This is a genomic window from Nonomuraea corallina, from assembly GCF_027620315.1.
In the GTDB taxonomy this organism is placed as follows: domain Bacteria; phylum Actinomycetota; class Actinomycetes; order Streptosporangiales; family Streptosporangiaceae; genus Nonomuraea; species Nonomuraea corallina.
Genome location: NZ_JAPNNL010000233.1, coordinates 1 through 9,567, shown reverse-complemented (window position 1 = coordinate 9,567; position 9,567 = coordinate 1). Strand labels below are relative to the sequence as shown.

10 protein-coding genes are annotated in these 9,567 nt (G+C 73.9%); 5 read left to right on the top strand and 5 right to left on the bottom strand.

What is annotated here, in order from left to right; genetic code table 11:
• From OUY22_RS33815 to OUY22_RS33800, 4 genes are all read right to left on the bottom strand, one after another.
• A partial coding sequence (locus OUY22_RS33815) for a hypothetical protein (RefSeq protein ID WP_270159353.1) occupies window positions 1-575 on the bottom strand: 575 nt, incomplete at its 3' end.
• A complete protein-coding gene (locus OUY22_RS33810; protein WP_270159352.1) occupies window positions 572-1,444 on the bottom strand; it encodes a hypothetical protein in 873 nt (290 codons plus the stop codon). The genes OUY22_RS33810 and OUY22_RS33815, both read right to left, overlap by 4 nt.
• Before the next feature lie 120 nt (window positions 1,445-1,564).
• Window positions 1,565-2,578: a hypothetical protein gene (locus OUY22_RS33805; protein ID WP_270159351.1), complete on the bottom strand. Its 1,014-nt coding sequence runs from the start codon at window positions 2,576-2,578 to the stop codon at window positions 1,565-1,567.
• Window positions 2,575-3,588, bottom strand: a complete 1,014-nt coding sequence (locus tag OUY22_RS33800) for a GNAT family protein (protein ID WP_270159349.1) — start codon at window positions 3,586-3,588, stop codon at window positions 2,575-2,577. The genes OUY22_RS33805 and OUY22_RS33800 overlap by 4 nt, the downstream gene beginning before the upstream one ends.
• Before the next feature lie 141 nt (window positions 3,589-3,729).
• On the opposite strand from OUY22_RS33800, the gene OUY22_RS33795 reads away from it, so the two are divergent.
• Genes OUY22_RS33795 through OUY22_RS33780 form a run of 4 tightly spaced genes read left to right on the top strand, consistent with a single transcriptional unit; the run spans window position 3,730 to window position 7,293 of the window.
• Window positions 3,730-4,674 (top strand): NAD-dependent epimerase/dehydratase family protein, encoded by a 945-nt coding sequence (locus tag OUY22_RS33795; protein WP_270159348.1) that lies wholly within the window; start codon window positions 3,730-3,732, stop codon window positions 4,672-4,674.
• Window positions 4,671-5,855, top strand: a complete 1,185-nt coding sequence (locus OUY22_RS33790) for an ATP-grasp domain-containing protein (protein WP_270159347.1) — start codon at window positions 4,671-4,673, stop codon at window positions 5,853-5,855. Before OUY22_RS33795 ends, OUY22_RS33790 begins: the two co-directional genes overlap by 4 nt.
• Window positions 5,845-6,627: a hypothetical protein gene (locus OUY22_RS33785; protein ID WP_270159346.1), complete on the top strand. Its 783-nt coding sequence runs from the start codon at window positions 5,845-5,847 to the stop codon at window positions 6,625-6,627. Before OUY22_RS33790 ends, OUY22_RS33785 begins: the two co-directional genes overlap by 11 nt.
• Window positions 6,628-6,636: 9 nt before the next feature.
• Window positions 6,637-7,293, top strand: a complete 657-nt coding sequence (locus OUY22_RS33780) for a hypothetical protein (RefSeq protein WP_270159345.1) — start codon at window positions 6,637-6,639, stop codon at window positions 7,291-7,293.
• Here the strand turns inward: OUY22_RS33780 and OUY22_RS33775 are convergent.
• Window positions 7,211-8,158 (bottom strand): helix-turn-helix domain-containing protein, encoded by a 948-nt coding sequence (locus OUY22_RS33775; protein WP_270159344.1) that lies wholly within the window; start codon window positions 8,156-8,158, stop codon window positions 7,211-7,213. The genes OUY22_RS33780 and OUY22_RS33775 overlap by 83 nt on opposite strands.
• 80 nt (window positions 8,159-8,238) lie before the next feature.
• On the opposite strand from OUY22_RS33775, the gene OUY22_RS33770 reads away from it, so the two are divergent.
• Window positions 8,239-9,567: MFS transporter (locus OUY22_RS33770; protein WP_270159343.1), on the top strand; the 1,329-nt coding region annotated here is incomplete at its 3' end.

Here is a 9,567-nt window from a genome sequence, read left to right as displayed (position 1 = left end):
GCCACGTTGAGCGCGGTGACCAGGGCGAGCAGTCCCGTCAGGTACGCGACGGGCGGGATGGACACCGCGAACGCCAGCCCGGCCAGGCCGATCATCCCGACGCCGAGCAGCGTGAAGTGCACCGTGTCCCTGGCGTAACCGCCGAGCGCCCGGTGCACGGCCACGCCCAGCATGCCGCAGCCCAGGCCGACGTAGTAGGCGACGGCCAGCAGGTAGACCGTGACCGTGGAGCCGGGGCTGATCAGGAGCGCGGCGACGGCGGCCGCGGTGAACGGCAGCGGCACGTACGCGACGGCGGTCCGCAGCATGCCCGCGAGCTGGTCGCGGGTGCGGCGGGCCCGCGGGATGAGGGCGAGCGCCGCCTTCTCGGGGCCCGACTGGACCACCATGGACAGCCAGCCCACCGCTCCGACGGCGGCGGCGTACCGGTTGAAGTCCTCCCGGCTCCAGGCCGCCACCAGCACCCCGGCCGATCCGTACAGCAGGAGGCGGAAAGCGGCACGGCCGCTCAGCAGGGTGAGCAGGCGGCGCGGCCCGATGCGGTGCGCCTCGGCCGCGTCGGCCGGCGTGGTCATGTCGCGTCCAGCTCGGCCGCCACGGTCTCGCGCAGCGGGCGGGCGCCGCTCTCCAGGTACGAGCGCAGCGCCTCGTGGACGCGTTCGTCGCCGAAGCGCGCGCGGACGCCGGGGATGGACGGCCCCTTGTCCACGCCGAACAGGGCGGCGAAGAAAGCGGCGGCCTGCTCCCTGGTGAACGAGCCCTCCATGGCCAGCAGGCTCCTGACCGTCTCGGGCTCCGGTGGCGGCGCGGGGGGCGCTTCGAGCCAGGTGGTGGCGCGGCCCGCCGTGGCGAGCCAGCGGCGCAGGTGCCCGACCCGTTCGGTCACGAAGGGGTCGTCCGCGCCGCCCAGCCGTTCGCCGGCGAGGCGGGCGTCGTAGCAGGTCGCGTGGAGCGCGGCGCACACCTTGGCGAACGCGGGCAGCTTGGCGGGCAGCCGGTCGGCGGGGATCTCGCTGACCCGGCCGAGGGTGGCGCGCGCCTCCGGGTCGGAGCGGGCGGCGGCCACCAGCGCGTCCCACTCCTTGTACCAGCGGGCGAGCGTGGCCCGGTCCGGCGCGCCGGGGATGTCCGGGGCGCCGGCGGCACCGGATGTGTCGGAGGCACCGGATGTGTCGAAGGCACCGGGCGCGTCGGAGGCGCGGCCCTGTTCGCGTACCCAGCGAACCATGCGCTCGGGCATGAACGCCGCCAGCGGGTCCTCGCCGGCAGGGGCGAGGGGCTCGGGTTCGAGGAGGGGGGCGGAGCCGGCCGGGGCGGGCGGCTCGGTCCCGGGGAGCGAGCCCGGCCTGAAGACCGCGCCGCAGACGCGGCACGCGTAGCGGGGCCGCCGGAAGAGTCCGGCGATCAGGGCGGGGTGCGGGTGGCCGCACTGCACGCAGGTCATGGGCGCGTCCACGGGTCGAGGTCGGAAGAGGGGCGGAGGTCGGAAAGAGGGGCGGAGGTCGGAAGAGAGCGGGGTCAGAAGGGGTCGGGGTGGGAGAGGGCGGGTCGGAAGGGGCCGGGGTCAGAAGGGGACGGCCAGGGCGGAGGAGGGCACCAGGTCGGCGCCCAGGGAGCGTTTGACGTCCGCCTGCCCCTTGCCGAAGACGAGTCCGGCCCGGCCGGCGGCGATGGCCCACTCGACCATCCGGACGTAGCCGTCGAAGTAGAGGTGCTTGCGGCCGCCGGTCTCCGGCGGCAGGGCGCCCCAGCTCAGGCAGATGGGCCAGGCGAGGTGGTCCAGGATCAGGGAGAGCCCGATCAGCCGCCCGCCGTCGCGGTAGGCGATCGCCATCACCTCGTCCCCGCCGACCAGCGCGTCCAGGTAGGGCTGCGGCAGGGGGGCGAGCGGGAAGAGCCTGGCGCGGTGCTTGAGGTCGTTCTCGGCCCGCAGCGCGGCGGCCTCCGCCCCGGTCACCAGCTCGCGGGCGGGGCCGACGGCGACCGACAACTCGGGGTCCGCGGCGAATCCCCTGGCCCGCCTCTTCAGCGAGTCCCTGCGGGCGCGGTCGATCGTGGCGTACCACCCGTCGAGGTCGCGCCACGGGGTGGCCAGCTTGGCCAGCGGCGCGGTCGGCAGGGTCAGCTTGACCGCGCCGGGCAGCTGGGCGGGCTCCCCCGGGGACACCTCGCGCCACACCACGGCCCGCCAGCCTGGTCCCAGCTCGCGCCGGATGCCGCGGACGTAGCCGCGCAGCAGCTCCCGCCGCCGCTCCGGAGCCGGGTCGCCGGTGAACCACCAGCCTTTCTGCGAGCGGTTGCCCGGCGCGTGCACGTCCACGACTCCCGCCACGTCGCGGCGGGCAGCGTAGGACCCGCGCCGCGGGCGGACGCCGCGCAGGGACGCCGACACGGCGCCGGCGGCGGCGCCGTCCTCGTACAGCACGGTGAGCAGGACAGGGGCCTGGGCGGCCCAGGCGTAGGCGCGCAGCAGGTCGTAGCGCCAGGTCACGCACTGGCCGGCGGCGGTGCGCAGCCGCTCCCATCCGTCGGGCTCGGGGTCGTGCCGCGGGTCCAGGATCTCCAGGGTGACGCTCATCCCATCGCCCACCGGGGCACGGCGACGATCTTCATCGGCACGTAGTCGAAGCCGAGAGAGCTCTTGACCTCCACGAACCCCCTGCCGCCGTGGAGCCGCTCGGAGCCGTCGGCCAGGGCGCGCCCGACGATGCGGGCGTAGCTGTCGAAGTACAGGTCCCTGCGCCCGCCCTCCTCCGGCTGGAGCGCGGCCCACGGCCCGTACGCGGGCGAGACCGGGTGGTCGAAGACGACGGCGAAGGCGAGCAGCCGACGGGCGGCCTCATAGGAGATGACGGTCACGTCCTCGCGCCGGAGGAACTCGGCGAAGTACGCGGCGGGCAGGGGTGGCCTGGGGTCGAAGCGGGCGGCCAGCCTGGCCGTGTGCCTGCGGTTCAGCTCTGCCAGTTCGCCGGGGTCGAGGTCGGTCCTGGCCCGGCCCTCCGTCACGACGAGGTCGTCCGACCCGGCGATCTTCTTGAGCTGACGGCGCAGCGTCGACCTGCGGTTGCGGCTGAGCGAGCCGATCCACTCCGCCACGGAGGTCCAGCGCAGCGGCATGACCGTGGAGCCCGGCGACTCCCTGACGATCGCGCCCCCGCGGGCCACCGAGGGCAGGTGGGGCTCGGTCACCATGCGGTAGAGCACCCCGGTGAGCATCCAGCCGAGGCGCCGTCGCGCCGCCTGCTCGAACCGCCGGATCAGCAGGCGGCGGTCGCCGGGCGTCACGCGGTCGCTGAAGTGCCAGGTGGGCCCGTTGGAGTGGCCGGGCAGGCGGACGTCGAGCAGGAGCGGCTCGCGGCGCGGAAGCCGCCGCGCGCGCAGGGCGGTGGCGACGGCGCCCACCGCCCCCGCGACACCCTGGTCGTCGCGGAACACCGTCAGCAGCGGGCGTTCCCACGTGCCGGCGCAGGAAGCGGCGATGACGTCGTACGCCCAGATGGCGGAAAGGCCCTCCGCCTGCCGGAACTCTTCCCAGCCCGGCGGCTCGGGTTCCTCGCCGACATCGACAACATCGAGGTGCACGGCCACGGCCTTGACTCTGCTCCATCACAACATGGACACAAACGTTCTGCGGCTACCTTAGCGGGATATTTCGTCTGATGTGATCACTGATGCGTTGTCATACAACCCGACACACGCTGTAAGCATGTGCTCACATCAAGAGGTGGCATGAAGGTTGGAGTAACGGGCGGCAACGGATTCATCGGCCGCTACGTCTGCGAAGAACTCGTAGCCCGTGGCCATGTCCCGCTCGTATTCGATCACCGAGGGGCGTCCGGCGCCGACCCCTCGTGGGAAGTCATGCGGGGCGATATCCGTGACGCCACCGCCATGACGGAGCTCGCGGCGCACTGTGACGCGATCGTGCACCTGGCCGCCGTGCTCGGCACCCAGGAGACGATCTCGAACCCCCGCCCGGCGGCAGAGACCAATCTCATGGGCGGGCTCAACTTCCTGGAGGCCATCGCCCAGTACGACCTGCCCGGCGTGTACATCTGCGTGGGCAACCACTGGATGGACAACAGCTATTCCATCTCCAAGACCGCCGTCGAACGCTTCGTCCGCATGTTCAACGCGCACCGCGGCACGAGGGTCAACAACGTCCGGGTGGTGAACGCCTACGGCCCGCGCCAGCAGGCCGCGCCGCCCTTCGCCTCCGGCAAGGTCAGGAAGATCACGCCCGCCGTGATCTGCCGGGCGCTGAGCGGGATGCCGGTCGAGCTGTACGGCGGCGGCGCCCAGGTCTCGGACATGGTGTGGGTCGGGGACGTGGCGCGCGCGCTCGTGGCATCCCTGGAGAAGGCCGCCGAGGGCGTCGTGCTGGACGAGGTCGTCGAGGTCGGCCCGACCACCTCGTCGACCATCAGGGAGGTGGCCGAGCTCATCATCGACCTCTGCGTCGACCGCGGCTACCCGCGTGTGCCCATCGCCGACCTGCCGATGCGGCCCGGCGAGACGCCCGGCACCGCGGTCACCGCGCAGACCAAGACCCTGCTGTCGGTGGGCATCGAGCCGAGCTCGCTCGTCTCTCTCGAACAGGGCATGGCCAGGACGGTGGACTGGTTCATCGAGCAGCGCGACGTCCACTGGAAGTCTCCAGGGACCGACGGGTGAAGCGACTGATCATGCTGGGCGGCTCGGACGGGACGATCAGCTCGTTCCGCGCCGCCCGGCGGCTCGGCCTGGGCACCATCTGCGTCGACCTGCGCGCCGACGCCCCCGGCGCGCGGGAGGCGGACGAGTTCCTCCACCTCAGCACGCGGGACGTCGACGCGGTCACGGCGGCCCTGCGCGGCCGGGACGACCTGGTGGGCGTTCACGCCCCGGGGACCGACATCAACCTGCCGTCGCTGGTCGAGCTGGCCGGCCGGCTCGGGCTGCCCTGCGGGCTGTCCGACGCCGCGCTGCGCGTCTCGGCGGACAAGGCGTACTTCAGGGAGGTCTGCGCCCGGCTCGGCCTGGCAGGTCCCGCGTACGTGAGCGGGACCGCCGGCGAGGCGGGCCGCGACGGCGCCCGGCTGGCCTTCCCCGTCATCGTCAAACCCGTCGACTCGGGCAGCTCCCGGGGGATCGCGGTCTGCGCCTCCCCCGCCGAACTGCCGGGCGCGGCGGCGGCCGCGGCGGAGGTCTCGCCGTCGTCGACCGTGATCGTCGAGGAGCTGGTGACGGGCCGGGACCTGTGCGGCGAGGCGTTCCTGCGGGACGGGCGGGTGGCGCTGCTCGGGCTGAGCGACCGCGTCGTCGAAGCACCCCAGGTGGTCGCGATCGGGCATGACATGTCCCCGCGCGACGAGGCGCTCACCGCGGAGGTCACGCGGCAGCTGGAGCTGGTCTGCGCCGAGGTCGGCTACACCGACGGCCCGGTCAACCTCGACCTGTTCGTGGCCCGTGACGGGGTCGTGCTGATCGAGATGGGCGCGCGGCTCGGCGGCAACGGCATGGGCGAGGCGCTCGGCCTGATGTACGGGGTGGACACGGTGTCGGCCGCCGTCCAGCTCGCCGTCGGCGAGCGCCCCGACCTCACGCCCCGCTGGACCAGGCACGCCGCGGTCCGCATGATTCGCGCCGGGGCGGCGGGCACGCTGGTCGCGCTGGACGGCCTCGCCGAGGCGACGGCGCTGCCGGGGGTGGCCGACGTGGTGGTCACCGCCCAGCCGGGCGAGCCCGTTGTGCCCTACACCGAGTGCCGGGCCAAGCTGGGCTACGTGCTGGCCTCCGGCGCCACGGCCGACGAGCTCGCCGCGACGCTGACCGCCGTCGACGACCTGATCCGGGTCAGGGTCGATGCCGGCTGAGTTCTCGCCGGCGCGCTGGGAGAGGGCCTACCGGGCGACGGTCGGCAGGGCCTTCGCGCGGGTGCCGTTCTATCGCGACCAGTGGGTGGAGGCGGCGCGGGCGCTGGACGAGCCGGCGCCCACCCCGTCCGCGGCGCTGGCGGGGCAACTGCACCGGCTGTGCCCGTTCGCCCGGCCGTTCGACGCCTCGCGCGAGCCGTCCGCGTGGATCGGCGACGGCCGGGACCTGCGGGAGGCTCTCCTCATGGCCGGCGCGCCACGGCGGGCGCCCGTGCTGGAGACCCGCCCCGCCGTGCTGGACCGGCGCGCTCTCGGGCGCGGCGGCCCCCGCTACGGCGTGCTGCTCCCGCCCGGCGCGAACGTCGTCAGCGAGTCGCGCCGCCGGGCGCTGAACTCGCCCGCGCTCCGGCTCGCCAGGGACGCCGGGCAGGCGACCCTGGTGGGCGAGCCGGAGGCTCTGGACGCGTTCCTCCCGGAGCTCGACGGCGTGCGCGTGACCGCGGTGGCACGCCTGCCCATCGGCCGGGCCGTACGGGAGCAGGGCGTCGCCCACGACCCGCACCTCGGCTACCTCGCGGCGACCGCGCCGGACTGCGGCGCGACCCACCTGCTGTGGCGCCGCTTCCACGCCCGCCTGTCCGGCGGGACCCCGGCCGTCACGGCGCTGCGCCGCAGCCGGCCCTACCTGGTCGGCGTGATCCCCGAGGGCGCGGACGGGCTCACGCTCGCCACCTGCCCCGACCACGCCACCCCGATCTTCGTGACGCACTGACAGGAACTCATGCCGACTACCTCTTTCTGGCGGGCCAACCGGGTGACGCTGCTGGCCGGAGCCCTGGCCGTGGCACTGGTCATCCTGGTCCGCTTCGTCATCCCGTACGAGCAGGAGATCACCTCGATCTGGATGCTCCTGGTCAAACTGACCCCGCAGATCGCCGCCGTCGTCGCCGTCGCCTGGCTCGACGTCGAGTGGGCGCGGTGGCTGCGGCTGCACCTGGTGGCCCTGCCCGCGATCTTCCTGGCCTTCCTCCTCTACTTCGTGCCCATGACGTTCATGACGTCGATGGACATGCAGGACGGGACGGCCGTGTTCGAGGACCTGTATCTGCACGTGGTGGTCTTCGTCCCGTTCATGATCGTCGCACTCGTGCTGGCCTACCGGCTCGGCGGCGGATCACGCGAGGGCGTGCTACGGGTCGGCGCCGCCACCACGATCCTGCAGATGTCGGGTCTGGAGGACCTGATGGCGGTGCTCATGAACAGCAGGCTCGACGGGATCCCCGAGGTCTGGGACTGGGCCCACCACATGACAGTGCGGCTGGGCCATCCCGCGACCAGGAACGAGGCCTACGCCTTCATCGTGGTGCACGTGCTGCTCGCCGTCGTGGCGCTGACGCTTCCCCGGCGGGTGTTCGACCGGCTCCTGCGGCGCCGTTGACCCCGGCGGGGTCGGCGCCGGAGGGGCGGCGGGCGCCGGTCTCGGCGAGGCGGCGCAGGCCGGCCTCGGAGGCGGAGCCCGGCTCGGCGGCGAACAGGTCCATGCCATGCAGCTCCGGGTCGCCCGGCAGGGCCACCAGCTCGGCCGACAGCCGCAGCTCGCCCACCACGGGATGGTCGAGGACGTAGTCGCGGTGGGTGACGGCGGCCACGTGGTGCTCCTCCCACAGCTCGCCGAAGTCGAGGCTCAGCGCGCGGATCGCGGCCACGTGCGCCGTGATCCCGGAGTTCTCGGGGTAACAGACCCTGAGGAACCGGAGCCGGGCCACGTGCTCCTCGGCGAGCCGCCGCCAGCCGTCGCCGTGCATGCGCCTGACGTCCTCGTCGAGGAAGACCAGGTGAGAGATCGTCCGCTCCCTCTCGGGGATCGCCGCGAAGTCGGCGAAGACGGCGGCGCCGAGCGCGTTCCAGGCGATCACCTCGGCGTGCCGGCCCAGGACGAGCGCCGGGGTGAGCACCAATGAGTCGAGCAGCCGCTGCAGCCCCGGCCTGATCGGGTGCTGCGGGAAGTCGCGGCACCGATGCGCCGGGTGGGCCAGCGCGTGCAGGTAGGACCGCTCGTCGGCGGTGAGCCGCAGCACGTCGGCGATGGCGTCCAGCACCTCGGCCGAGACGTTCTGGCCGCGGCCCTGCTCCAGCCGGATGTAGTGGGCGACGCTCACCCCGGCGAGCATCGCCAGCTCCTCGCGGCGCAGTCCCTGTACCCGGCGGGTGCCGTTGGTCTTGAAGGGCAGCCCCGCGTCCTCCGGGCGCAGCCGCGCCCGCCGGGACTTCAGGAACTCGCTCAGTTCCGCCTCACGCTCCATGACCGTCCAGCCTATGCAAGATCTGCGTACGCAGGACCCGGGGCTGGCTGGGTGCCGGAGCCGCGGCGAGGCTGACCGGCATGCGAATCCTGTTTCCTCTTGTCCTGCTCGGTCTGGGCAGCATGATCACCGCCCTGGATTTCACCATCGTCTACGTCGCGCTGCCGCAGCTGGCGCGCGAGGTCGGCTTCTCCCCGCACGCGCTGCAGTGGGTGGTGAGCGGGTACGCGGTGGCGTTCGGCGGGTTCCTGCTGCTGGGGGGCAGGCTGTCCGACCTGCTCGGCAGGCGGCGGATGTTCGTGCTCGGCCTGCTCCTGTACGGGTTCGCCTCGCTGCTCGGCGGGCTGGCCGCGGACCCCGGCCCGCTGATCGCCGCCCGTGCGCTCCAGGGCCTGGGCGGGGCGGTGCTGATGCCGGCCACGCTCTCGCTGGTGGTCACCATGTTCGACGAGGGTCCCGCCCGCAACCGGGCGATGACGGTGTGGGCGGTGTCCGGAGCGAGCGGGCTGAGCCTCGGCGCGCTGCTCGGCGGGGTGCTGACCGGGGCGTTCGGCTGGCAGGCGGTGTTCTTCGTGAACGTGCCGCCGGCCGTCGCCGGGATCGTGGCCGCGTTCGCCGTGCTGACGCCGGACGGCCCCCGGCGGCCTGGCCGCTTCGACCTGCCGGGCGCCGTCACCGGCACCGCCGGGGTCACCGGGCTGGTGTTCGCCGTCGCGCACGGCCCGCAGTGGGGCTGGACCTCGCCCGGCGTGCTGGGCTGCCTGGCCGCCGCCGTCGCGCTGCTCGCCGGGTTCGTGGCGATCGAGGCGCGCAGCCGCGACCCGCTGCTGCCGCCGCGCCTGCTGGCGAACCCGCACACCCGTGCCGCTGTCGGGGCGATCCTGGTCTACGGCCTGACCCTGCAGTGCGTCCCGTACTTCCTGACCCTGCACTTCCAGGAGGTGCTCGGGTACGACGCGATGCGGTCGGGGCTGGCGTTCCTCGGGCCGACGCTGGGCATCACGGCGGGCAACCTGGCCGGCGAGCGGCTGATCCCCCGGCTCGGGCTGCGCGGCGCGCTGACGGCCGGCGTGCTCGTGGGCGCGGCCGGCACGGCGGTGCTGGCCTGGAGCCTGTCCGCGGACGGTTCCTACCCCGGGCTGCTGGCCGGGCTCGTCGGCTTCGGGCTGGGCTCGGGGCTCTGCTTCACCACCATGTTCCTCATGGCCACGACCGGGGTGCGCCCGTCCGAGCAGGGCGCGGTCTCGGGGCTGTCCTCCACGGTCCTTCAGGCGGGCAGCGGCGCCGGCCTGGCCGTCCTGGTGGCCGTCGCGGGGCAGGCCACCGGCCCGGCGGAGGGCGTCACGGTGGACGGGCTGCGTTCGGCGATCCTCGTGGCCGCGGCGGTGGCCGCCGCGGGCGTGGTGGCG